This window comes from Qipengyuania sp. HL-TH1, from assembly GCF_036365825.1.
In the GTDB taxonomy this organism is placed as follows: Bacteria; Pseudomonadota; Alphaproteobacteria; order Sphingomonadales; family Sphingomonadaceae; genus Qipengyuania; species Qipengyuania profunda.
In genome coordinates, this window is the sequence record NZ_CP142675.1 from 1,099,139 (window position 1) to 1,123,666 (window position 24,528).

The following is a 24,528-nucleotide window of genomic DNA, read 5'->3' on the forward strand; positions in this document are numbered from 1 at the left end:
AGGGGCGACGGAGGTGGCGAATGTCTGATTTCCTCCTCGAACTGCGCAGCGAAGAAATCCCCGCCCGCATGCAGGCGGGCGCGCGCGCCGAACTCGAAAAGCTGTTCCGCCGCGAAATGGATGCCGCCGGTGTCGAAGCGGGCGAGATCACCGTTTGGTCGACCCCGCGCCGCCTTGCGCTCATCGCGCGCGGGCTCCCGCTGGCGACCGAGGCGGTCAGCGAAGAACTGAAAGGTCCGCCCGTCGGCGCGCCCGAACAGGCGGTCGACGGTTTCTGCCGCAAGGCTGGCGTCGACAAGGCCGATCTCCAAATTCGAGAGATCAAGGGCCGCGAAACCTATTTCGCGGTCAAGAACGTACCCGGCCGCGCCACGGCGGACCTGCTCGCCGAAGCGATCCCCGCGATCGTGCGGGACTTCAGCTGGCCCAAGTCGATGCGCTGGGGTGGTGCCTCGATCAGCACCGAATCCTTGCGCTGGGTGCGCCCGCTGTCGGGCATCGTCGCGCTGCTGGGCGACGAAGTGGTCGACTGCGAAGTGCACGGCGTCACCAGCGGTGCGGTCACGCTGGGGCACCGCTTCCACCATTCGGGCGACATCACCATCGGCAATGCCGACGACTACGCGATGAAGCTGCGCGCGGGGCACGTCATCGTCGACCATGAGGAACGGCAGGACCTGATCCGCTCGGGCGCCACCAAGGTTGCGAGCGAAGCCGGCCTCCGCCTCGTCGAGGACGAGGGGCTGGTGATCGAGAATGCCGGCCTGACCGAATGGCCCGTTCCGCTGCTCGGCCGGTTCGAGGAGGATTTCCTCGAGGTCCCGCCCGAGACGATCCAGTTGACCGCGCGCGTCAACCAGAAGTATTTCGTGTGTGAAGACAGCGCGGGCACACTCGCCAACGCTTTCATCTGCACCGCCAATATCGAGGCGGAGGATGGCGGCGCGCGCGTGGTCGACGGCAACCGCAAGGTCCTCGCCGCCCGCCTGTCCGACGCGCGCTTCTTCTGGGACGTCGACCGCAAGAAGACGCTCGCCGAACACACCAAGGGGCTGGAGCAAATCACCTTCCACGAAAAGCTGGGCACCGTGGCCGACAAGGTCGAACGCGTGGCTAAGCTGGCCGATTGGCTGGTCTTCGATGCCAAGGCCCCGAACGGCGACCCCAAGCTGGCGCGACAGGCGGCTGAACTCAGCAAGGCCGATCTCGTCACCGAGATGGTCGGTGAGTTTCCCGAACTGCAGGGTCTGATGGGCGGATATTACGCCAAGGCCGAAGGCTTGCCCATCGAGGTCGCCGATGCGATCCGCGATCATTACAGGCCGGTTGGCGCGAGCGACGAGGTCCCCACAGCTCCGACTGCGGTTGCCGTGAGCCTTGCCGACAAACTCGACAATCTGCTCAGCTTCTTCAAGATCGACATCCTGCCCACCGGCTCGAAGGATCCCTTTGCCCTGCGCCGCGCAGCGCTCGGCTATCTTCGGCTCGTGCAGGTCAATGATCTCAAGCTGTCGCTCGACGAAGTGGCTCACGCCTGGGCGAGCAGACCCTTGCCCAAACTCGCGGAAAAGCTGGCCGATTTCCTGTTGGACCGTCTTGCCGTGCAGTTGCGCGACGAAGGGGTTCGCCACGACTACGTGCAGGCTTCGCGCAGTTGGCAAGGGCGCCCCGACCAGCGGATCGATCGCGTCGAAGCCCGGGCGAGGGCGCTCGCCGGCTTCCTCGACACCGAAGACGGCGCCAACCTGCTCGCGGGCTACAAGCGCGCGGCCAATATCCTCAAGAAGGAAGACTGGCACGGCGCCGAGGGCGAGATCGCCCGCACAGGCGAGGAAGACCCGCTCGCGCTGGTCGACGATCCCGATATGACAGCGGTGATCCAGGCCAAGATGGCCGAGCGCCATGCGAAAGAGCTTTCCTACGCACCCGAACCCGCCGAGAAGGCGCTCATGGATGCGCTTGCGAAATCGGAACCGGCGGCAAGCCGAGCCATTGAAGATGAAGACTTTTCCGCCGCCATGGCCGCGCTGGCTGCATTGCGGGCGCCGATCGACCGGTTCTTCGAAGAAGTGACGGTAAATGCGGATGAAGAAAACAAGCGGGCGCACCGTCTCGACCTGCTTGCGCGCTTCCGTGCTGCAGTGCACAAAGTCGCCGATTTCAGCCGCATCGAGGGCTGATGAATTTTTGCTCCATGGACCGTGGTCCATGTGGTCCAAGTTGTGGGAATTGCCTTGATGAGTAACGACACGGTCTTCACCTTCGGCGGGAACGCGCCGCATACGAATGCAAGGCAGAAGGACAAGACCGTGACCGGCGGCAAGGGCGCCAACCTCGCCGAAATGGCGAGCATCGGCTTACCGGTCCCGCCGGGCTTCACCATCGCGACCGAGGAATGCCTCACCTACCTTGCCGGCGGTAGCGACTTCACCGCCAAGCTGCGCAATGATGTCGCCGCCGCGCTGAACCATGTCGAAAAGACCGTGGGCAAGGGCTTCGGCGATGCCGCCGATCCGCTGCTCGTCTCGGTCCGCTCGGGCGCCGCAGTGTCGATGCCCGGCATGATGGATACCGTGCTTAACCTCGGCCTTAACGACGACACCGTCGCCGGGCTGGCGAATACCAGCGGCGACGAACGCTTCGCCTGGGACAGCTACCGCCGCTTCATCCAGATGTATGGCGATGTCGTGCTCGGCGTCGATCACGGCCTGTTCGAGGAAGCGCTCGAAATCGCCAAGGAAGACCAGGGCTATTACGCCGATACCGAGCTGAGCGCGGAAGAATGGAAGGTGCTGGTCGCCGAATACAAGGCGATCGTCGAGCGCGAGCTCGGCTCGCCGTTCCCGCAGGACCCGATCGAGCAGCTGTGGGGTGCGATCAGCGCGGTGTTCGACAGCTGGGATACCGAGCGCGCAAAGATCTACCGCCGCCTCAACGACATCCCGCATGACATGGGCACCGCGGTCAATGTGCAGGCGATGGTGTTCGGCAATATGGGCGACACCAGCGCCACCGGCGTCGCCTTCACCCGCGACCCCTCGACCGGCGAGAAGGCCTATTACGGCGAATGGCTGGTCAATGCGCAGGGCGAAGACGTGGTCGCGGGCATCCGCACGCCGCAATACCTCACCAGGGCGCGGCGCGAACTGGCCGGGGCGGACAAGCCGAGCATGGAAGAAGCCATGCCGGAGGCCTTCGCCGAACTCGCGCGTGTGTTCGACCTGCTCGAACGGCATTACACCGACATGCAGGACATCGAGTTCACCGTGCAGCAGGGCAAGCTGTGGCTGCTCCAGACGCGCAACGGCAAGCGCACTGCCAAGGCGGCGCTCAAGATGGCGGTCGACATGGTCGGCGAAGGGCTGATCGACGAGAAGACCGCGATCCTGCGCGTCGACCCGATGGCGCTCGACCAGCTGCTTCACCCGACGCTCGATCCCGAAGCGCCGCGCGACGTGCTGACCACCGGCCTGCCGGCATCGCCCGGCGCCGCCAGCGGCAAGATCGTGCTCGATGCGGACACTGCCGAACTGTGGGCCGGACGCGGCGAGAAGGTGGTGCTCGTGCGCGTCGAGACCAGCCCCGAGGACATCCACGGCATGCACGCCGCCACCGGCATCCTCACCGCGCGCGGCGGGATGACCAGCCACGCCGCCGTGGTGGCGCGCGGCATGGGCCGCCCCTGCGTGTCGGGCGCATCGCAGGTGTCGATCGCGCGCGAAGGCCGCACGCTCACCATCGGCGACCGCGAACTCAAGGAAGGCGATGTCATCACCATCGACGGCGCCAACGGGCAGGTGATGGCGGGCGAAGTCGCCACCATCGAACCCGAACTGGCGGGCGACTTCGGCACGCTGATGGAATGGGCCGACAAGCACCGCCGCATGCGCGTGCGCACCAATGCCGAGACCGAGACCGAATGCCGCATGGCGCGCCAGTTCGGCGCCGAAGGCATCGGCCTGTGCCGCACCGAGCACATGTTCTTCGATGCCGGCCGCATCAGCGCGGTGCGCGAGATGATCCTCGCCGATAGCGAAGCCGGCCGCCGCGCCGCGCTCGACAAGCTGCTGCCCGAACAGCGCAGCGACTTCGTGACGATCTTCGAGGTCATGGCGGGCCTGCCGTGCACGATCCGCCTGCTCGATCCGCCGCTGCATGAATTCCTGCCGCATGGCGATACCGAGTTCGAGGAGCTGGCCGAGGCCACCGGTGTCGATATCGAGAAGCTGCGTCGCCGCGCCGGTGAGCTCCATGAATTCAACCCGATGCTGGGTCATCGCGGCTGCCGGCTCGGGATCACCTATCCCGAGATATACGAAATGCAGGCGCGCGCGATCTTCGAGGCCGCTTGCCAGGTCGCCAGGGATAGCGGCGATGCGCCGGTGCCCGAGATCATGATCCCGTTGGTCGCAACGCGGCGCGAGCTCGAACTGCTCAAGGATGTCGTCGACCGCGTGGCCAAGGAAGTGTTTACGGCCACCGGCACGACGCTCGAATATCTCGTCGGCACGATGATCGAACTGCCGCGCGCCGCGCTGATGGCGGGCGAAATCGCCGAAGTGGGCGAATTCTTCAGCTTCGGCACCAACGACCTGACGCAGACGACGCTGGGCGTGAGCCGCGACGATGCGGGCCGCTTCCTGACGACCTATGTCGACAAGGGCATCTTCGCGCGCGATCCCTTCGTCAGCCTCGACATCGACGGCGTCGGCCAGCTGGTCGAACTCGCCGCCGAACGCGGGCGCGCGACGCGCGACGGGCTCAAGCTGGGCATCTGCGGCGAACATGGCGGCGACCCGGCCAGCATCGCCTTCTGCGAGAAGACCGGGCTCGATTACGTCAGCGCCTCGCCCTACCGCGTTCCGATCGCGCGGCTCGCGGCGGCGCAGGCCAGCCTGCGCGCGGGTTAGTCCTTCCAGCCGGTAAGGGTCAGGATCTCGAAGCTTTCGAGCACGCGGCCCTTGTCGTTGGCTGCCTTGCGAAAGGCCTGTTCGGCACGTTCCAGCGCGGCCTTGCCCAGCGGTGGCGGGGCGCTCGCCAGCGTGCCGCCAAGGCCCTGGTCGCGCAAGTCCGACACCAGTCGTTCGAGCGTCCCGAAGGAAACGGTCAGCGAACGGCTGTCGACCACCTGCCGCTTGAACAGCGCCCGTTGCAGCAGCGCGGAAGCGGCCTGGTTGTCGACCAGCGGATGCATCCGTGCAGCCGGCCTGTCGGGTTCCGCGGCAAGCATCGCGCGGCGCAGATGCGGCAGGCTGCCTGCACCCACGATGCTGGCGATGAGCATGCCGTCATCGCCCAGCGCATTGCGCAGGTGGAGCAGCGCGCCGGGCAGGTCGTTGACCCGGTCGAGCGAGGCCAAGCTGACGATCAAGTCGTAGGGCGCGCCCGGGACGGGCTGTTCCTCGTCGAGCGTGGCGACATCGCGCTCCTCGACCTCGGAGCCTGCGCCGCGCAGCGACAAGGCCAGCGTGCCGGTCCAGTCACCGATCACCAGCACGCGATTGGGCGCCAGGCGCATGAATTCGAGCCGGTCGAGCACGTCCTCGACCATGTCGTCGAGGATGTAGCGCGCCGCATCGCGGTGGGCCTGCCGCACCCGGGCGCGGCGCAGGCCGACAATGCGGCGCTGGCGGGAGAAGATGCGGGGCGGTGCCTGGCTAGCCATCGCGCATCGCCCTGCCGCGCTTGCCAGCCTCGCGCAAGCGGCGCAGCATGCGAAGATGTCGACAAGCCGCCTGCTCGCCGAAAGCTTCGCCCCGGTGCTGGATTTCATCTATCCCCCGCGCTGCCCGGCCTGCGGGAGTGGGGTGGGCGAACAGGGCGGCCTGTGCAGTGCGTGCTGGAGCGACCTCGTCATCCCCTCCGACCCCTGCTGTGCCGCTTGCCAGCGTCCCTTTGGCGATCATGGACCACAGGCGGGGGCGATCTGCGCGCCCTGCCTGGCCGATCCGCCGGGGCATGACGGGATCGCGGCGGGGACGCTCTATACCGATACCTCGCGCAGGCTGGTGCTGGCATTCAAGCACGGTCGCCGCATCGCGCTGGCGCCGCTGCTGGCAAAGCTGATCGCCGCGCGGCTACCCGCAGCGGACAGCGAGCGGGTGATCGTCCCGGTGCCGCTACATCGCAGCCGCCTGTGGCACCGGGGCTATAACCAGGCGGCGCTGCTCGGGCGGCAATTGCAGAAAATGGGGCACGGCACGATGTGCGTCGATGCCCTGGTGCGGACCAAGCCGACCCCCGCGCTGGGCGGTCTGGGCAAGCGGGCACGGGCCCGCACGCTGCAAGGCGCGATCACGTTGCGGAGCAGCCGGACAGCCAAGGTCAAAGGTGCGGACATCATACTGGTCGACGACGTGCTCACCAGCGGCGCGACCAGTACTGCGTGCGTCAAGGCACTGAAGCGGGGCGGGGCGAGGAGCGTCCAGATTGCCTGCTTCTCGCGTGTGCTCGACGAAGCGCTTCCCCATTAGGCGACAAACGAAACGCCCGGGACCTTGCGATCCCGGGCGCCACGTGACGAATATAACCGGACCTGCCTTGCGACACAGGTGCAGCCCCCCAGCATGCACCTTGGCCCATCCCTCATCGTTACCGGATGCGCCGCGTAAACCCTCTATCGCGGCTGCGAATCCGTTTGACCCCCTGAACCTGGCGCTCTGTTGGCACCGCTGCTCCGGTGGGCAGGCCTCACTTTCGCCTGCGCGGCTGTTTGTTCCCGAAACTGCGCCATCATCAAACAGGCATTTGCAAGAATGTCGGATTTTGGGTCGACTTTGTGGTTATCGTGCAACAAAAGCCGCCCGAGAATGGGATTTGAAAGGTGTCGCAGTGAATGATCAGGCCGAGCGCGAGGCAGGTACGCGGTTCATGCCCAAGTTCGACGACAAGGGATTGCTGTGCGCAGTCGTCGTCGATCACGCCAGTCGCGCGGTGCTGATGGTGGCCTTCATGGATGCCGAGGCGCTGGCCGCGACGCGCGCCACGGGGCTCGCCCATTTCCACTCGCGCTCGCGCGGCAAGCTCTGGCAGAAGGGCGAAAGTTCGGGCCACGTCCTCGAGGTCGAGGAAATCCTCGTCGATTGCGACCAGGACGCGCTCGTCCTGTCCTGCCGCCCGGCGGGTCCGACCTGTCACACGGGTGCGCCGAGCTGCTTTTACCGCCGACTCGAGGGCGATGTTCTCCAACCCGTCAAGACTTGACGCTTACGTAAACGTGGGCGTATGAGTCGGCTCATGACACAGCCGCTGCCCAACGACTTCCGTGCCGAGAATGGCGATCGCCGCCATGCCGGCGCCCATATCGAACGGCCGGACGAACTGGGCCGCGAACAATATTCGATCTCCGACCTCACCAGTGAATTCGGCTGCACCGCCCGCGCGCTGCGTTTCTACGAGGACGAAGGGCTGATTGCGCCTTCGCGGATCGGCCTCACGCGGATCTACTCCAAACGCGATCGCGCCCGCCTCGCATGGATCATGCGCGCCAAGAACGTCGGCTTCTCGCTAACCGAAATCCGCGAAATGATCGATCTCTACGATCTCGGTGACGGCCGCGTCGAACAGCGCCGCGTCACGGTCGAGAAATGCAAGGCGCATGTCGCCAAGCTGAAAGAACAGCGTGACGATATCGACAGCTCGATCACCGACCTCACCGAATTCATCGAGCATATCGAAACGCTCGATGTCGATCTCGACTGATTTGCCTCCCCGGCGAGATAACCGACAGACCCCAGACCCAAGGACTTACTGATGCCCCGCTATTCCGCGCCTACCCGCGACACTCGCTTCATCATCAACGAGATGCTCGATCTCGCGAGCTACGGGGACCTGCCCGGCTTCGAAATGGCCAGCCCCGATGTCACCGATGCGGTGATCAACGAGGGGGGCAAGTTCTGCGCCGAAGTCCTCGCCCCGCTCAACCAGTCGGGCGACCAGGAAGGCTGCACCCGCCACGAAGACGGTTCGGTCACCACGCCCAAGGGCTTCAAGGAAGCCTTCGACCAGTTCCGCGAAGCGGGCTGGGGCACGCTCTCGCAGCCCGAAGAATTCGGCGGGCAGGGCATGCCGCATGTCCTTGGCTTCGCTTTCGAGGAATTCGTGTCGAGCGCCAACCAGGCCTTCGGCATGTATCCGGGCCTGACCAACGGTGCGGTCTCCGCGCTGCTCGCCAAGGGCAGCCAGGAGCAGAAGGAGAAATATCTTCCCAAGATGATCTCCAACGAATGGACCGGGACGATGAACCTGACCGAGCCGCATTGCGGCACCGATCTGGGCATGATCCGGACCAAGGCCGAACCGCAGGCCGACGGCAGCTTCGCGATTACCGGCACCAAGATTTTCATCTCCGCCGGCGAGCACGACATGGCGGACAACATCATCCACCTCGTGCTTGCCAAGACGCCGGGCGCGCCCGACAGCACCAAGGGCATATCACTGTTCGTCGTGCCCAAGTTCATCGTCAATGAAGACGGCACCCCGGGAGAGCGCAATGGCGTCGCCTGCGGCTCGATCGAACACAAGATGGGCATCCATGGCAACGCGACCTGCGTACTCAATTACGATGGTGCCAAGGGCTGGCTCGTCGGCGAGGAGAACAAGGGTCTCGCCGCGATGTTCATCATGATGAACGCCGCGCGTCTCGGCGTCGGTATCCAGGGTCTCAGCCAGGCCGAAGTCGCCTATCAGAACGCGGTTGCCTATGCGCTCGACCGGCGCCAGGGCCGCGCGCTGACCGGCCCGGCCGAGCCCGACGAACAGGCCGATCCGATCTTCGTCCATCCCGACGTGCGCCGCATGCTGATGGACGCCAAAGCCTTTACCGAAGGCATGCGTGCACTGTGCCTGTGGGGCGCGCTGCAGGTCGACCTGACCCACAAGGCCAAGACCGAGGAAGAGCGCGAACAGGCCGACATGCTTATCGGGCTGCTGACACCGGTCATCAAGGGCTATGGCACCGACAAGGGCTATGAAGTCGCCACCAACATGCAGCAGGTCTTCGGCGGCCATGGCTACATCGAGGAATGGGGCATGAGCCAGTTCGTCCGCGATGCCCGGATCGCGCAGATCTACGAAGGCACCAATGGCGTGCAGGCGATGGATCTGTGCGGCCGCAAGCTCGCGCAGAAGGGCGGCGCGGCAATCCAGGCCTTCTTCAAGGCGGTGGGCGACGATATCGGTGCCGCCAAGGGCGAGGACCTCGGCCCGCTGGCCGAAGCGCTCGAAAAGGCGCTGGGCCAGCAGCAGGCGGCGACCATGTGGTTCATGAACAATGCCATGCAGAACCCCAACCACCTCGGTGCGGGCGCGCATCACTACATGCACATGATGGGCATCGTGACGCTGGGCTGGATGTGGCTGCGGATGGCCAAGGTCGCGCAGGCGGCGCTGGCTGCGGGCACCGAAGACAAGGCGTTCTACGAGGCCAAGCTCGCCACGGCGCGCTATTACATGGATCGGTATCTGCCCGATGCCGGCGCGCTGCGCCGCAAGCTCGAGGCAGGCAGCGACAGCACGATGGCGCTCGGCGAAGAGGGTTTCGCCACCGCTGCCTGATCGTTCTGCGATAGGGAAACGAAAAGGCCCGGACGCCGCGTCCGGGCCTTTTTGCTATCGACCGAGCACTTCGTTGAAGAGGCTGTGCATCGCCGCCCAGCTCTGGCGGTCGGCACTCGCATCATAGGCGGGATTGACCGCCCCGGTGGGCCGGTGCGGGGCAGTGAAGCCATGCTCGACCCCTGCATAGCTGTGGAAGTGCCAGTCAGCCTTCACCGCGTCCATTTCCTCCCAGAACGCGGTCACCTGGCTACGCGGCACAAGCGCGTCGGCATCGCCGTGGCAGACGAGGATACGCGGTGTGATCGGCCTATCGGCGGGCAGGGAGGTTTCGAGCAAACCATGAAAGCTGACGACTGCTGCGAGGTCCTGCCCGTCGCGCGCCATTTCCAGCACCGCCATCCCGCCGAGGCAAAAGCCGATCGCGAGATGCGGGAGGTCGGGCTCCAGCTTGCGCAGGAGGTCGAGCGTCGCGCGCAGCCGCTGGCGCATGGATGCTGGATCGCTGCGCAACCGGCTCATTGCGGCAAAGGCAGCATCACCGTCTGCGGGCGTCTCCGGCCCATAGAAGTCGCCGATCAGGACGGCATAGCCGGCTTCAACGAGCTCTGCGGCCTTGGCCTCGACGACTGCAGTCGTGTTCATGAAGGTCGGATAGATCGCCACCGCGGCGCGGGGCTTGCCCGCGGGCCGCGCGTGGAGACCGGTCAGTTCGACCGCGCCGTCGCGATATCCGACCTGCTCCATCATTCGGGCAGGAAGTCGGGCACGGAAAGATACCGCTCGCCGGTATCGTAATTGAAGCCGAGAATGCGCGAATTCGCGGGCATGTCGGTCAGCTTCTGCTTGATCGCGGCGAGCGTTGCGCCGCTGGAGATACCCACCAGCAAGCCTTCCTTGGCCGCGCACTGGCGCGCCATTTCCTTCGCGTCCTCGGGAGCAACCTGGATCGCGCCATCGATCGCCTGCGTGTGCAGGTTCTGCGGCACGAAGCCTGCGCCGATGCCCTGGATCGGGTGCGGGCCGGGCTGGCCGCCGCTGATGACGGGCGAAAGCGTGGGCTCGACCGCATAGGCCTTCATGCCGCTCCAGCTCTGTTTCAGCACTTCGGCACAGCCGGTGAGGTGGCCGCCGGTGCCGACGCCGGTGATCAGCGCGTCGATCGGTGTGTCGGCGAAATCGTCGAGGATTTCCTTCGCGGTGGTGCGCGCATGGACCTTCCAGTTGCTCTCATTGTCGAACTGGCTCGGCATCCATGCGCCCGGGGTCTGTGCGACCAGTTCCTGCGCGCGCTCGATTGCACCGTTCATGCCTTTTTCCTTGGGGGTCAGGTCGAAACTGGCACCATAGGCGAGCATCAGCCGGCGCCGCTCGACGCTCATGCTTTCGGGCATGACCAGCACCAGCTTGTAGCCCTTGACCGCGGCGGTCATCGCGAGGCCGATTCCGGTATTGCCGCTGGTCGGTTCGACGATCGTGCCGCCGGGCTTGAGCAGGCCCGCTGCCTCCGCATCCTCGATCATCGCGAGGCCGATGCGGTCCTTGATCGAACCGCCCGGATTGGCGCGCTCGTTCTTCACCCAGACTTCATGGTCGGGGAACAGGCGCGACAGGCGGATGTGGGCGGTATCGCCGATCGTGGCGAGGACGGAGTCGGCTTTCATGGCATCTGCTCCTGCAATTTCTCTTCGGGGGGAGTGTCTAACAATTCGTCAGGCGGGTCAAAGGTCCGCGTGGTCCGCAGGACGGGAAAAATGCGCGCCCAGACGGCGACGGTCACGATCGCGCCGGCCCCGCCGCCGACCACCGCCAGCGCGGGGCCGACAAGGTAGGCGAGGCTGCCGGAGAAGAAATCGCCGAATTCATTCGACGCGCTGATGGTCAGCAGGCTGACCGATGACACCCGTCCGCGCTTGTCGTCGGGCGTGTGCAGCTGGATCAGCGACTGGCGGATATAGACGCTGAACATGTCCGCCGCGCCGATGATGAAGAGCATCGCCAAGCTTAGCGGCATCCAGCGCGAGAGGCCGAACACCATGGTGGCGAGGCCGAAGATCGCCACTGCCCATAGCATCTTGGGGCCGACATTGGTCTTGAGCGGGCGGAAGCTGAACCACAGCGCGGTAAGCGCCGCGCCGACCGCGGGAGCCATGGCGAGCTGCGCAAGGCCCGTCTCGCCGACTTGCAGGATATCGCGCGCATAAACGGGAAAGAGCGCGGTTGCCCCGGCAAGGAAAACCGCGAACAGGTCGAGCGTGATCGCGCCGAGCACCATCTTGTTGCGCACCACGTAGCGCAGGCCCTCGACCATCTGGTGGATGGGGCGCTTGTTGGCCGCGCGCGGGGGCTGCGGTACCTTGCCGATGAAAGACAGCGCGACCAGCGCTGCGGCGAACAGCCCGCAAGCCACGAAATAGGGCAGCGCGGGCAGGATCGCATAGGTATAACCGCCGATCGCGGGTCCCACGATCATGCCCACCTGCCAGGCGATGCTGGACAGTGCGATGGCGTTCGGCAGGATAGCCCTGGGCACGAGATTGGGTGCGAGCGCCGACAGCGCCGGGCCGTTGAACGACCGCACCACACCGAGCACGATCGCCACCCCGAACAGGGCGGGCAGGGTAAGACTTCCGCTCCAGGTCAGCCACGCCAGCGCGCCCGCACAGCCCAGCTGTGCGATAACGGTCAGCCGCGCCAGATTGCGCCGGTCGAAATGATCCGCCGCCCAGCCCGAAAAGGGCGTCAGCAGGAACAGCGGCACGAATTGCAGCAGCCCGATCAACGCCAACTGGCCCGATGCGGCGGCGATCCCCAGCCCGCTGTCGCGCGCAATGTTATAGGTCTGCCAACCGATAATCAGCATCATCGCATATTGCGCGAGCGTCATCGATAGGCGGCTGAACCAATAGGCGCGGAAATTCGCTATCCGGAGCGGCGAACTGTCGGGGGAGGGCGCGGCGGTTTCACTCACGCCGGACGCATGGCAGGCCCGCCTTCGGTTGTGAAGACGGGCCTGCTTTTTGTTCTAGTAGAAGCTGTTGCGGCTTAGCGCAGCTTGCGCAGCCGCGGGTTGGGCTGCAGCGTATCGATCATGGCGAGGAAGTCGTCGACGCGGATGATGCGTTCGAACTGGAAGCCCGCACGGTTGTCGCGCGTCCAGATGCAATAGGCTTCGATCCGGCCGATAACCGGCAGGCGCACGATCACGCGTTCGCCGCGGCCGATGCCGTCGCCATTGTCGACCATGAAGCCGTTGGCGGAGATATTCGCAATATGCAGCCGCACGTCGCCCTTGCCGAAATGCTCGGCAATGACGGGATGGTCGACCGGGTGACGGGTCATGCGCCGCTGGTCGGTGACGCTCAGTTGTGCTCCGGCAGACATGCTGGCGATCCCTTTGCGGTTGGGGTTGGGGGGAGTGGGGGTATCGGACATCAAAGCTCCTTATGGCGGCAAAAGCCTGCCAATTGGTAAACCGGCCCGGTGCTTCGACGGTAAAAAAGGGCGTTTCGTCGCTGGTTAACAGCGAATAACCGCGTGCTTCTTCTTGCCGAGGCTGAGCTTGGCTTCGGTGCCCGCCGCAACGCTCACCAGATAGCCCGGATCGGTGACCGTCTCGCCATCGAGCTTGACTGCGCCTTCGGCCAGTTTGCGCTTGGCTTCCCCGTTGGAAGCCGTGAATCCGAGCGCCGTCAGCACGGCCCCGATGCGCATGCCGTCAGGACCCACATCGAGCGTCGGAAGCTCCGCGCCGGCACCCCCGCCGGCGAAGGTTTCCGCAGCCGTTTGCGCAGCCAGTCTGGCCGCTTCTTCACCCCGAACGAGTGTGGTTACCTGATTGGCAAGAACTGTCTTCGCTTCGTTGATGTCGGACCCGCCGAGCGCTTCGAGCCGGGCGATCTCATCGAGCGGCAGATCGGTGAACAGCCGCAGGAACCGCCCGACATCGCGATCATCGACATTGCGCCAATATTGCCAGAAGTCGTAATTCGGCAGCTGCGCCTCGTTGAGCCACACCGCGCCGGCCGCGGTCTTGCCCATCTTGCCGCCATCGGCGGTGGTCAGCAGCGGGGTCGTGAGGCCGAACAGCTCGCTCCCGTCCATCCGGCGGCCCAGCTCCATGCCGTTGACGATATTGCCCCACTGGTCGCTGCCGCCCATCTGCAACCGCACACCCATTTCCTGCGCCAGATGGCGGAAATCGTAGCCCTGCAGGATCATGTAGTTGAATTCGAGGAAGGTCATCGGCTGCTCGCGCTCGAGCCGCAGGCGCACGGAATCGAAGGTCAGCATCCGGTTGACGGTGAAATGCGTCCCGACCTTCTGAAGCATCTCGATATAGCCAAGCCCGCTCAGCCAGTCGTGATTGTTGACCATCACCGCATCGGTCGGCCCGTCGCCGAAAACGAGCAGGCGCTCGAACACCGTCCGGATCCCGGCGATATTTTCGTCGATCGCGGCATCGGACAGCATCTTGCGGCTTTCGTCGCGCCCCGTGGGGTCGCCGATCCGCGTGGTCCCGCCGCCCATCAGCACGATTGGCTTATGCCCTGCCTGCTGCAACCGCCGCAGCATCATGATCTGGACGAGGCTACCGATATGGAGCGAAGGCGCGGTGGCATCGAAACCGATATAGCCCGGCACGATCTGCTTGGCGGCGAGCGCATCGAGGCCCTCGGCGTCGGTGACCTGGTGGATATAGCCGCGCTCGTCGAGCACGCGCAGGAGATCGGAGGTGTAGTTGCTCATGACGAAGCGCGCGCTAGCAGGTAAGGGGCGGCATGGAAACGTATCGATTGCAGCCCCATCCGGGGCATCCGCCGCGCGCGGTATCCGGGGTCGATGCCCGCATCATCGGGCGCGATGACAATTGGCTGCGCCTGCGCTGGCGGATCGAGGGCAGCGGTGAGTTGGTGGTGCCCAAATTCGCGGGCAAGGGGCGGGCGGATGGGCTGTGGCAGACCACCTGCTTCGAGCTATTCCTGCGCCCCGATGGCGGAACCGCCTATTGTGAATTCAACCTGTCTCCATCCGAACGCTGGAACGCCTACGACTTCGCCGCGCACCGCGAAGGGATGGCGGAGCGCCCGATCCCGCGCGAACCGGTCTGCACCATGCGCATGGGTAGCAGTTTCGCGATCTTCGATGCCGCACTGCCTGCCGCCGCTTTGCCGGACACCGATTGCGCGATGGGTCTCACCTGCGTGATCGAGGAGGCCGGGGGGCACAAGAGCTTCTGGGCGCTGGAGCATCGCGGCGAGCAGCCCGATTTCCACGATCCGGCTTGCTTCACCGCGCGGCTTGCGGCACCGAGCGGCGCATGAAATTCGGCATCGATCGTCTCATCACCGAGGAGGGGTTGCGCGCCCCGCTCGAAGGGCAGCGCGTGGCGCTGGTCGCGCATCCGGCTTCGGTTACCGCCAGTCTCGATCATTCGCTCGATGCGCTGATCGGCCGCGGGATCAGCGTCTCTTCCGCCTTTGGGCCGCAGCACGGGCTGAAGGGCGACAAGCAGGACAATATGGTCGAGACACGCGACGAGATCGACCCGCATTACGGTATCCCGATCTTCAGCCTCTATGGCGAAGTGCGCCGTCCGACCGCGGAGATGATGGCCAGCGCGGACATCTTCCTGTTCGACCTGCAGGATCTCGGCTGCCGCATCTACACCTTCGTCACCACGCTGCTCTACCTGCTCGAGGAAGCGGCCAAGGCGGGCAAGAGCGTATGGGTGCTCGACCGGCCCAATCCCGCGGGCGGACCGGTGGAAGGCACCTTGCTGCAGCCCGGTCAGGAAAGCTTTGTCGGGGCGGGCCCGATGGTCATGCGCCACGGCCTCACCATGGGCGAAATGGCGCGCTGGTTCGTCGCGCATTTCAAGCTCGACGTCGATCTCCAGGTGATCGAGATGAGCGGGTGGAAGCCCGGCAAGGCCCCCGGCTATGGCTGGTCGGACGAACGCGTATGGATCAATCCCAGCCCCAATGCCGCCAGCCTCAACATGGCGCGTGCCTATGCCGGCACGGTGATGCTCGAGGGAACCACGCTGAGCGAGGGCAGGGGGACCACCCGCCCGCTCGAAGTGCTGTTCGGCGCTCCCGATGTCGATGCCAAGGCGGTGCTCGCCGAAATGCACGCACTTGCTCCGGTCTGGATGCGCGGCTGTGCGATCCGCGAATGCTGGTTCGAACCCACCTTCCACAAGCATGTCGGCACGCTGTGCAACGGCTTGATGATCCATGCCGAAGGCAAGTTCTACGATCATTACGCGTTCCAGCCATGGCGCCTGCAGGCGCTGGCGTTCAAGGCAATCCGCAAGCTCTACCCAGACTATCCGCTCTGGCGCGACTTCCCCTATGAATACGAGCTCGACCGGCTGGCAATCGATGTCATCAACGGCGGCCCGGCCCTGCGCGATTGGGTCGACGACAGCGAGGCCGTGCCCGACGATCTCGACGAACTGGCCGGCGCGGACGAAACAGCCTGGCGCGAAACGATTGCGCCGCATCTGATCTACGGCTGATGGCGGACACGGCCGATGCGCTCGCCCGCAAGGCGGCCGCGCTGTATCGCTCGGCGCGCTATGATGAGGCGCGCGAAGCCTATCGGCACCTGCTCGCACTTGATCCGGATCGACCCGATGACTGGGTTAACTTCGGCCTGCTGCTCAAGCGGCAGGGGGTCTTTCGCGAAGCGCTGGCCGCCTATGACAGTGCCCTGAAACGCAAGGTAACCGGGCCCGAAGAGGTCCATCTCAACCGTGCGGTCGTTCTCGCCGATGACCTCGGCGATCCCGCCGCAGCGCAGGCGGCGCTCGAAGCGGCGCTCGCGATCCGGCCCGGCTATGTCCCGGCCTTGCTCAATCTCGGCAATCTGCACGAGGATGCGGGTGACCGCGACCGGGCGCGGGCGGTTTATGCGCAGGCGCTGGAGCTCGAACCCGGAAGCGCGCTTGCGCTGATGCGCCTCGCCGAAGTGACCGTGTTCGATGACCCCGCCCACCCGCTTGTCGAGCGGCTTCGGGGCGCAGTCGCCCGCACCGATCTTGCCCCGCTGGAACGGGCCGACCTGGGGTACGCGCTGGGGCGTGCGCTCGATCAATGCGCGCGTTACGACGAGGCGTTCGCCGCTTATCGCACCGCCAATGAAGGCAGCCGGGCGCTCGCGGCGCATCCCTACGATCCTCAAGCGGCAGAGGCCTTTATCGACCGGCTGATAGCAGCCTTTCCCCATGCGGCGGAGACGGAAGCGGGGCCGGAACCTGCGCCCGTCTTCATCTGCGGCATGTTTCGTTCGGGGTCGACGCTGGTGGAGCGCATTCTGGCATCACACAGCCGGGTGACCGCGGGCGGCGAACTGCCGATCCTGCCGCGTATCGTCCGCGAGCAATTGCAGCCCTATCCCGAATCGCTGGTTGGCCGCGACGCCGATTTCTACACCGGCTTGCGGCAACGCTATCTGAAGGGGCTGGGCGAGATGGATCTGCCCACCGCTGGCCTCACCGACAAGCGACCCGACAATTTCCTCCATCTCGGCCTGATCAAACGTATCTTCCCGATGGCGAAGATCGTGCTCACCCGGCGCAATCCGCTCGACAATTGCCTGTCGATCTACTTCGCGCATCTCGATCCAGCGCTCACCTATGCCGCCTCGCTCGACAGCGCCGCGCATTGGTATCGGGAATATGAGCGTCTGGCCGCGCACTGGCTGGAGCTCTACCCCGATGATGTCCGTGTCGCGGATTACGATGCGCTGGTTAGCGATCCCGAAGCCGAAATCGCCGGGCTGCTCTCGTTCCTCGATCTGGAGTGGGAGGATGCCTGCCTGACGCCACACCGCGGCACCGCCCAGGTACGCACCGCAAGCGCGTGGCAGGTGCGCGAGCCGCTCTACACGAGATCGTGCAACCGCTGGCGCAATTACGCGGGCCATCTCGATAGGCTGCTCGCTGTTTTCGGAGAGCCGAACCGCGCTTGACGTTCGCGTCCCGCTGGGTGAGAGTTCGGCCTCCGAACCATGTGGGACCGACTATACCGGTGATGCAGCCTCCGACGATGTCCCCCGCACAAGCCGATATTCGGCTGGCGAAGGATAATTACGACTTTGCCGCGCTCATGGCGAAGGGCGACCATCATTACGCTCGCGGCGAACTGCGCGCGGCGGGTTCGTTCTACGGAATGGCGGTCTCGGTCGCTCAGAGCGGGCGTCCGGCGGACGGACGCGAAGCGGCGCGTGCGGCGCAGGCGATGCAGGACATCCAGCAGCAATTCGTCCGGCATCTCGTCACCTCGCTGGCCGAGGCCGGGCACCCGCAGCAAGACTGGCACCCGCGCTTCGCCAACTCGCTGGCGATGATGGTGGGTGCAGCCCAGCGCGCGCCGGAATCGCGCTCCTTTCCGGCGATGCCCAGTGTCTACTACTACCCCGGCCTGCCGCATGTGGAATTCGCCGATACGCACCAGTTCGACTGGCGCGAGGCGGTCGAGGAGCGCACCGAGGACATCGCCGAGGAAGCGCGCAAACTGTTGGCCGGATCGGGCACGTTCAAGCCCTATGTCGAGGCCGAGGCCGACCGGCCGCAGGGCGATATGCACGGCATGCTTGGCAATGAGGACTGGAGTTCGCTCGACCTGATCGAGAAGGGCGAGCCGGTTGCCGAGCATATCGCCCATGCCCCCGTGGCCTACCAGACGATCACTCGGGAAGTACCCGTCTGCACCATCCCCAATCGCGCACCGACGCTGCTGCTTTCGCTGCTCAAGGCGGGCAAGAAGATCCCGCCGCATCACGGCATGCTCAACCCGCGCTATATCTGCCACCTACCGCTGATCGTTCCAGGCAATGGCGCGCTGCGTCTGGGCTCGCAAAAGCGCGAATGGCGGAAGGGTGAACTCATCGCGTTCGACGATACGATCGAGCACGAGGCGTGGAACAATTCGGGCGAAGACCGGCTCGTCCTGCTGTTCGATGTCTGGCGTCCCGAACTCGAGCCGATCGAACACGCGCAGATCGCCGCGCTGTTCGCCGCCGTGGATAGCGCGGGCTGACCGGACAAGTCCCCAACCGTCTGTTCGATTTTCGACCAATGGCCTTGACGAACTACGCCAAGAAAGGGAGCTTGGGCCAAAGTGACGGGCATACCCGCGCTTCGGGAGAGGTTTGAATGGCGACTGTGGCAGCACGGCAAACAGGCGGATCGGTCAGGGTAACCCTGTGGATCCTGCTGATTGTCTACATTTTCAATTTCATCGATCGGCAAATCGTCAATATCCTTGCCGAACCGATCCGGATGGAGCTGGGGCTGAGCGATACCCAGATCGGCCTGATGACGGGGCTGGCCTTCGCCTTGTTCTATACCGTGCTCGGCTTGCCGATTGCGCGCTTCTCCGACCGGTCCACGACCAATCGGCCGTGGCTGATCGGCGGCGCGCTGGCGATCTGGTCCGCCATGACCGCGCTCTGCGGCCTGGCGCAGAACTTCGTCCAGCTGCTGCTCGCGCGGATCGGTGTGGGGGTGGGGGAGGCCGGCTGTACGCCGCCCGCGCATTCGCTGATTGCGGATATGGTCGAACCCGCCAAGCGATCCTCCGCGCTCGCCTTCTACGCGCTCGGTATTCCGATCGGCACACTGTTGGGGATGCTGATCGGCGGGCTGCTCGCCGATTCGGTGGGCTGGCGCAATGCCTTCCTGATCGTGGGCCTGCCGGGGCTGGCGCTCGCGGTGGTCGTGTTCATCTTTCTGAAGGACCCGCGCCGCACCGGCATGATGCAGGCCGGGTCGCAGCAGTCGACCGAACAGATGCCGATAAAAACCGCGCTCAAGGCCATGTTCAGTTCTCGCGCCTTCGTCCTGCTGGTCGCGGCAGGATCGGCGGCTGCCTTCCTCGCCTATGGCAAGGTGACCTGGATCACGATCTTCTTCCAGCGCACCCACGGGCTGACCCCGGGTGAAACAGGGCTGTGGTTCGGCCTGGTCAATGGCGGGGCAGGCATCGCCGGTACCGTGCTGGGCGGCTATATCGCCGATCGCTGGGGGTCCAAGAACCGCCGCCACGTCCTCACTGCACCTGCAGTGGGCATGGTCATCACGATTCCCTTCGCCTTGCTTGCCTTCATGAGCGACAACTGGCTGATGGCGCTGTTCCTGCTGATCGTGCCGACGATCTGCAATTCGCTCTATTACGGCCCGACCTATTCGAGCGTGCAGGGGCTGGTACCGCTGCGCGCCCGCGCGATCGCAGCCGCAGTGCTGCTGTTCTTCCAGAACCTCATCGGGCTTGGCCTCGGGCCGCTGTTCTTCGGGATGATGTCCGACCTGCTGCAACCCGCCTATGGCGAAGAGAGCGTCCGTTATGTGCTCTATGGCGCGACGTTCCTCGGGCTGCTGCCGGCGTTCTTCTTCTGGCGCTGTTCGCTACGCCTCAACGAGGAACTCGACCAGAAGGACTAGTCGGGTTCGCGCACCGGGGCGACGAGTTCGACCAGCACAAAGCTGATCAGCATCAGCAGGAACCAGCTGCCGAGCTTGGCGGGGCTGACCATGCGCCAGCCATGCTCCTGCCCGGGATAGGTCCAGGCCTGCGCGAAGGTGCCGATATTCTCCGCCCCCCAGATGAACATCGCCACCAGCCCGAAGCCCACCAGCAGCGGCATCCAGCGATGCACACGCCAGTTGCGGAAGTGGACGCGCGTGCGTGCGAACAGCAGGATGGTTGCCGCGAACAGCACCAGGCGGATGTCCGGCAACCAGTGATGCGCGAAGAAATTGACGTAGATCGCGCCCGCCAGCACCCATGTCGCCCAGCGCGGCGGATAGGCGCTGTAGCGAAAGTCGAAGATCCGCCAGACGCGCGCGATATAGCTACCGACCGCGGCGTACATGAACCCCGAAAACAGCGGGACCGCGCCGATATGGAGCACGCTTGCCTCGGGATAGATCCACGATCCCGCAGCGGTCTTGAACAGCTCCATCACCGTGCCGACGACATGGAAAATCAGGATGACCTTGGCCTCCGCCCAGGTCTCGAGCCGGAACGCCAGCATCGCCCCCTGGATCGCCAGCGCCGCCAGCGTCAGGAAATCATAGCGATGCAGCGCCGCATCTTCGGGATAGAAGAAATGCGTGCCGAGCAGCAGCGCGAGCAGCAGGCCGCCGAACAGGCACGCCCAGGCCTGTTTGAAGCCGAACAGCAGGAATTCGTACAGCCACAGCCGCCAGCCGGGACCCGGATCGAAGCATTCGAGCCGCGCGCGAACCGCGGCGAACCGCGAATGGCGCAAATCAGGCCCCGGTCTTGCGGCTCAGTTCGCGCATTGCGTCGTCGAGCCCGCCGAGCGTCAGCGGATACATCCGGTCGTTGACCAGCTGCTTCATCACCTTGGTCGACTGCGAATAGGACCACTGCTTTTCGGGCACCGGATTGAGCCAGACGGTCGCGGGATAGGTATTGGTCACGCGCTGCATCCAGGTTGCGCCCGCTTCCTCGTTCATATGTTCGACGCTGCCACCCGGATGGGTGATCTCATAGGGGCTCATCGCGGCATCGCCGACGAACACGATCTTGTAGTCGTGGCCGTATTTGTGCAGCACGTCCCAGGTCTTGGTGCGTTCCTGCCAGCGGCGGCGGTTGTCCTTCCACACGCCTTCGTAAAGGCAGTTGTGGAAGTAGAAGAATTCCAGGTTCTTGAACTCCGCCGTCGCCGCGCTGAACAGTTCCTCGGTCACCTTGATGAACGGATCCATCGACCCGCCGACATCGAGGAACAGCAGCAGCTTGACCGCATTGTGCCGTTCGGGCCGCATCCGGATGTCGAGCCAGCCCTGCTTGGCGGTGCCGTCGATCGTTGCATCGAGGTCGAGTTCGTCCGCAGCGCCTTCGCGCGCAAACCGGCGCAGGCGCCGCAGGGCCATCTTGATGTTGCGCGTGCCCAGTTCCTTGGTGTTGTCGAGATTCTTGAACTCGCGCTTGTCCCACACCTTCACTGCACGCTTGTGCTTGCTTTCGCCGCCGATCCGCACGCCTTCGGGATTGTAGCCCGAATTGCCGAAGGGCGAAGTGCCCCCGGTGCCGATCCACTTGTTGCCGCCCTGGTGGCGCTTTTCCTGTTCCTCGAGGCGCTTCTTCAGCGTCTCCATGATCTCGTCCCAGTCGCCCAGGCCCTTGATCTTTTCCATTTCCTCTTCGGAGAGGAATTTCTCGGCCACCGACTTCAGCCAATCCTCGGGAATCTCGACCGGGTTCTGGCCGTAATCGGTCAGTATGCCCTTGAAGACCTTCTGGAATACCTGGTCGAACCGGTCGAGCAGGCCTTCGTCTTTCACGAAGGTCGCCCGGCTGAGATAATAGAACGCCTCGGGCGATTGCTCGATCACGTCGCGGTCGAGCGCCTCGATCAGCGTGAGGTGTTCCTTGAAGCTTGCGGAAATGCCCGCAGAGCGAAGCTCGTCGACGAAATTGAAGAACATGGCCGGCAGCCTAGCGCGTGCCTTGGCGCCGCACCAGTTACTTATCGCGCGTATTTTTTAACTGCCCACTAACCAACGCGGCGTAAGCTACGCAGAACAAGACCAAAAAGGGGGTCACACAGGCAATGGAACTCAGCGCGATCGATGCCAGGGGGGCGTCGGCTCTGGACCAGATACCGGCAGCTTGCGGCAAGGTAACCGTGGGCTGTTCGGACGTGGCGGGGATCGTCCAGGGGGTCATCGATTCCTTCGGCCACCTGCGCAGCGAATATGTCGAGCTGCAGGGCACGGTCACCGCGCTCGACGAAGACCAGCGCAAGGTTCTCGAAGCCAGCGACGAGGCCCGGCTGCTGTCCGAACGCGCGATCGAGCGGCTCAACGACGGGTCGATGCTGATCAGCAATTCGCTGAACGAAATCGGCAACCTCCTCAGCCTCGTCGAAACGCTGTCGCAACACGTCACCGGTTTCGCCGCGGCGATGGACCAGGTGCGCCGGTCGAGCCAGGAAATCGACCAGATTGCCGAGACCACCAATATCCTTGCACTCAATGCCACGATCGAGGCGATGCGCGCGGGCGAGCAGGGCCGCACCTTTGCGGTGGTCGCCAATGAAGTGAAGACGCTCGCCAGCGAAACGCGCAAGGCGACCGAGGAAATCGGCCGCACCATCGACACGCTCGGCAATGAAGCCGAACAGGTGATCGAAAAGATCGAAAGCGGCGCCCAGGCAAGCGTCCATGCGAAGGATTCGGTCGGCTCGATCGAGGACACGATGCGCAGCGTGACCGAGCTGTTGACCGAGGTCGACGGCCAGCAGGATCTGATCGCGCGCAACACCGCCAAGATTTCGGACCATGTCCACCGCGTGCAGGACGTGCTCGGCGATTTCGACGGCGCGGTCAGCGACAATGAGAACAAGCTGGCGACCGCGCATGACCGGATGGAAGGGCTCGAACTGATCGCCAGCGACATGTTCGACAAGCTGGTGAAGGCCGGCCTGTCCCCGCAGGACAGCGTCATGGTCGAGAAGGCGCAGGGTCATGCCGCGCAGGTCGTCGCGGCGGCCGAAGCCGCGATCGCCGCGGGCGAGCTGACGATGGAGCAATTGTTCGACTGCGACTACCGCGAGGTACCGGGCACCAACCCGCAGCTCTATCGTACGGGGCTGAGCGACTGGGCCGATGCCCATTGGCGCCCGATCAACGACGCGGTGAGCAGCGAAGGCCGCCCGGTGATCATGTGTTCGCAATCGGATACCAACGGGTTCCTGCCGACACATGTCAGCGAACATTCGCGCCCGCCGACCGGCGATCTGGCGCATGACACGCAGCACTGCCGCAATGGCCGCATCATGCTCTACGCGATCGACAAGACCGCCAAGACGCAGACCGAACCCTATATGATGGCGGTCTATCGCCAGGAAGGCGACGGCAAGAACTATCTCGTCGTACGCAATGTCTATGTGCCGCTGGTCATCAACGGTCGCCGCTGGGGCGATTTCGAACTGGCCTATAGCCTGGACTGATCCGCGAGCGGATAACGAAAAAGGGGCGCGAACCGAATGTGGTTCGCGCCCCTGTTCGTTGTTCTTTCGTGAGGAGAGCGTCAGCTCTGCCGGCGCGCCATGAAGGCGAGGCGTTCGAACATCATCACGTCCTGCTCGTTCTTGAGCAAGGCGCCATGCAGCGGCGGGATCGCGGCGTTGGGATTGGCATCCTGCAGCACTTCGATCGGCATGTCCTCGTTGAGCAGCAGCTTGAGCCAGTCGAGCAGCTCGCTAGTCGAGGGCTTCTTCTTCAGGCCGGGCACGTCGCGGATTTCGTAGAAGATTTCCATCGCCTTGGTGACGAGCGTCTTCTGGATGCCGGGGAAGTGGACCTCGATGATCTCGCGCATCGTCTCGGTGTCGGGGAACTTGATATAGTGGAAGAAGCAGCGGCGCAGGAAGGCGTCGGGCAGTTCCTTCTCGTTGTTCGAGGTGATGACCACGATCGGGCGTTCCTTCGCCTCGATCCGCTCATGCGTTTCATAGACATCGAAACTCATGCGATCGAGTTCCTGCAACAGGTCGTTGGGAAACTCGATGTCGGCCTTGTCGATCTCGTCGATCAGCAGCACGGGCAGTTGTTCGGCGGTGAATGCCTCCCACAATTTGCCGCGCCGGATGTAGTTCGAAATGTCATGGACGCGCTCGTCGCCCAGCTGGCCGTCGCGCAGGCGGGCTACCGCGTCATATTCATATAGGCCCTGCTGCGCCTTGGTGGTCGATTTGACGTTCCACTCGATCAGCGGCGCGTCGAGCGCCTTGGAAATCTCGTGCGCCAGAACCGTCTTGCCCGTGCCCGGTTCGCCCTTGACCAGCAGCGGACGCCGCAGCGTCACTGCTGCATTGACTGCGACCTTGAGGTCTTCGGTGGCGATATAGGCCTGCGTGCCTTCAAAACGGGTCGGTTCTGTCATCGGTTTTCCCTTGCAACTTTACGTTAGCGTTAGGGACCGGGCACCG

Annotated in this window: 21 protein-coding genes; 12 read left to right on the top strand and 9 right to left on the bottom strand. The window is 64.5% G+C overall.

The window, feature by feature from the left end; translation table 11 throughout:
- Nucleotides 1-20: 20 nt before the first annotated feature.
- Both glyS and ppdK read left to right on the top strand, forming a co-directional pair.
- Complete coding sequence (glyS, locus tag VWN43_RS05990) at nucleotides 21-2,180, top strand: glycine--tRNA ligase subunit beta (protein WP_330768374.1); 2,160 nt, start codon at nucleotides 21-23, stop codon at nucleotides 2,178-2,180.
- Nucleotides 2,181-2,237: 57 nt separating this feature from the next.
- Nucleotides 2,238-4,910, top strand: coding sequence for a pyruvate, phosphate dikinase (gene ppdK / locus VWN43_RS05995; RefSeq protein ID WP_320180268.1), 2,673 nt, complete (start codon nucleotides 2,238-2,240; stop codon nucleotides 4,908-4,910).
- Here ppdK and VWN43_RS06000 read toward each other — a convergent pair.
- Nucleotides 4,907-5,665, bottom strand: a complete 759-nt coding sequence (locus VWN43_RS06000) for a methyltransferase domain-containing protein (protein WP_320180267.1) — start codon at nucleotides 5,663-5,665, stop codon at nucleotides 4,907-4,909. The genes ppdK and VWN43_RS06000 overlap by 4 nt on opposite strands.
- Nucleotides 5,666-5,720: 55 nt before the next feature.
- On the opposite strand from VWN43_RS06000, the gene VWN43_RS06005 reads away from it, so the two are divergent.
- The 4 genes from VWN43_RS06005 (at nucleotide 5,721) to VWN43_RS06020 (ending at nucleotide 9,555) form a co-directional block, all read left to right on the top strand.
- Nucleotides 5,721-6,473 (top strand): ComF family protein, encoded by a 753-nt coding sequence (locus VWN43_RS06005; RefSeq protein ID WP_320180266.1) that lies wholly within the window; start codon nucleotides 5,721-5,723, stop codon nucleotides 6,471-6,473.
- A gap of 397 nt (nucleotides 6,474-6,870) precedes the next feature.
- Complete coding sequence (hisI, locus tag VWN43_RS06010) at nucleotides 6,871-7,203, top strand: phosphoribosyl-AMP cyclohydrolase (protein ID WP_330768582.1); 333 nt, start codon at nucleotides 6,871-6,873, stop codon at nucleotides 7,201-7,203.
- 33 nt (nucleotides 7,204-7,236) lie between these two features.
- On the top strand, nucleotides 7,237-7,701 hold the full coding sequence (locus tag VWN43_RS06015) for a MerR family transcriptional regulator (RefSeq protein ID WP_320180264.1): 465 nt from the start codon (nucleotides 7,237-7,239) through the stop codon (nucleotides 7,699-7,701).
- A gap of 51 nt (nucleotides 7,702-7,752) precedes the next feature.
- Nucleotides 7,753-9,555, top strand: coding sequence for an acyl-CoA dehydrogenase C-terminal domain-containing protein (locus VWN43_RS06020; protein WP_320180263.1), 1,803 nt, complete (start codon nucleotides 7,753-7,755; stop codon nucleotides 9,553-9,555).
- Between the two features lie 54 nt (nucleotides 9,556-9,609).
- On the opposite strand, the gene VWN43_RS06025 is transcribed toward VWN43_RS06020, so the two are convergent.
- The 5 genes from VWN43_RS06025 to tyrS all read right to left on the bottom strand — a co-directional run bounded on the left by VWN43_RS06025 (nucleotide 9,610) and on the right by tyrS (nucleotide 14,304).
- Nucleotides 9,610-10,305, bottom strand: coding sequence for a dienelactone hydrolase family protein (locus VWN43_RS06025; RefSeq protein WP_320180262.1), 696 nt, complete (start codon nucleotides 10,303-10,305; stop codon nucleotides 9,610-9,612).
- The gene (cysK, locus tag VWN43_RS06030; protein WP_320180261.1) at nucleotides 10,302-11,219 is read right to left on the bottom strand and encodes a cysteine synthase A; all 918 of its coding nucleotides are present in this window, start codon (nucleotides 11,217-11,219) and stop codon (nucleotides 10,302-10,304) included. The genes VWN43_RS06025 and cysK overlap by 4 nt, the downstream gene beginning before the upstream one ends.
- Nucleotides 11,216-12,526, bottom strand: coding sequence for an MFS transporter (locus VWN43_RS06035; protein WP_320180260.1), 1,311 nt, complete (start codon nucleotides 12,524-12,526; stop codon nucleotides 11,216-11,218). Before VWN43_RS06035 ends, cysK begins: the two co-directional genes overlap by 4 nt.
- A 74-nt stretch (nucleotides 12,527-12,600) precedes the next feature.
- Nucleotides 12,601-12,939 carry a PilZ domain-containing protein gene (locus VWN43_RS06040; RefSeq protein WP_253522889.1) on the bottom strand — a complete coding sequence of 113 codons (339 nt, stop codon included), beginning with the start codon at nucleotides 12,937-12,939 and terminating at the stop codon, nucleotides 12,601-12,603.
- A 135-nt stretch (nucleotides 12,940-13,074) separates the two neighbouring features.
- A complete protein-coding gene (gene tyrS / locus VWN43_RS06045; RefSeq protein WP_320180259.1) occupies nucleotides 13,075-14,304 on the bottom strand; it encodes a tyrosine--tRNA ligase in 1,230 nt (409 codons plus the stop codon).
- Between the two features lie 32 nt (nucleotides 14,305-14,336).
- Here tyrS and VWN43_RS06050 point away from each other — a divergent pair, with 32 nt between their 5' ends.
- The 5 genes from VWN43_RS06050 to VWN43_RS06070 all read left to right on the top strand — a co-directional run bounded on the left by VWN43_RS06050 (nucleotide 14,337) and on the right by VWN43_RS06070 (nucleotide 20,005).
- Nucleotides 14,337-14,879: a DOMON-like domain-containing protein gene (locus tag VWN43_RS06050; protein WP_320180258.1), complete on the top strand. Its 543-nt coding sequence runs from the start codon at nucleotides 14,337-14,339 to the stop codon at nucleotides 14,877-14,879.
- Nucleotides 14,876-16,078 carry an exo-beta-N-acetylmuramidase NamZ family protein gene (locus VWN43_RS06055; RefSeq protein WP_320180257.1) on the top strand — a complete coding sequence of 401 codons (1,203 nt, stop codon included), beginning with the start codon at nucleotides 14,876-14,878 and terminating at the stop codon, nucleotides 16,076-16,078. The genes VWN43_RS06050 and VWN43_RS06055 overlap by 4 nt, the downstream gene beginning before the upstream one ends.
- Complete coding sequence (locus tag VWN43_RS06060; RefSeq protein WP_320180256.1) at nucleotides 16,078-17,532, top strand: tetratricopeptide repeat-containing sulfotransferase family protein; 1,455 nt, start codon at nucleotides 16,078-16,080, stop codon at nucleotides 17,530-17,532. Before VWN43_RS06055 ends, VWN43_RS06060 begins: the two co-directional genes overlap by 1 nt.
- Before the next feature lie 77 nt (nucleotides 17,533-17,609).
- Nucleotides 17,610-18,602: an aspartyl/asparaginyl beta-hydroxylase domain-containing protein gene (locus VWN43_RS06065; protein ID WP_320180255.1), complete on the top strand. Its 993-nt coding sequence runs from the start codon at nucleotides 17,610-17,612 to the stop codon at nucleotides 18,600-18,602.
- A gap of 116 nt (nucleotides 18,603-18,718) precedes the next feature.
- Nucleotides 18,719-20,005: a spinster family MFS transporter gene (locus tag VWN43_RS06070; RefSeq protein ID WP_320180254.1), complete on the top strand. Its 1,287-nt coding sequence runs from the start codon at nucleotides 18,719-18,721 to the stop codon at nucleotides 20,003-20,005.
- Here VWN43_RS06070 and VWN43_RS06075 read toward each other — a convergent pair.
- Nucleotides 20,002-20,835, bottom strand: a complete 834-nt coding sequence (locus VWN43_RS06075) for a DUF817 domain-containing protein (protein WP_320180253.1) — start codon at nucleotides 20,833-20,835, stop codon at nucleotides 20,002-20,004. The two genes, VWN43_RS06070 and VWN43_RS06075, sit on opposite strands and share 4 nt — an antisense overlap.
- Before the next feature lies 1 nt (nucleotide 20,836).
- Nucleotides 20,837-22,021: a vWA domain-containing protein gene (locus VWN43_RS06080; protein WP_320180252.1), complete on the bottom strand. Its 1,185-nt coding sequence runs from the start codon at nucleotides 22,019-22,021 to the stop codon at nucleotides 20,837-20,839.
- 125 nt (nucleotides 22,022-22,146) lie between these two features.
- Between VWN43_RS06080 and VWN43_RS06085 the strand changes: the two genes are divergently transcribed.
- Nucleotides 22,147-23,547, top strand: a complete 1,401-nt coding sequence (locus VWN43_RS06085) for a methyl-accepting chemotaxis protein (RefSeq protein WP_320180251.1) — start codon at nucleotides 22,147-22,149, stop codon at nucleotides 23,545-23,547.
- Nucleotides 23,548-23,627: 80 nt separating this feature from the next.
- Here VWN43_RS06085 and VWN43_RS06090 read toward each other — a convergent pair whose 3' ends face one another.
- On the bottom strand, nucleotides 23,628-24,482 hold the full coding sequence (locus tag VWN43_RS06090; protein ID WP_253515678.1) for an AAA family ATPase: 855 nt from the start codon (nucleotides 24,480-24,482) through the stop codon (nucleotides 23,628-23,630).
- Nucleotides 24,483-24,528 lie beyond the last annotated feature (46 nt).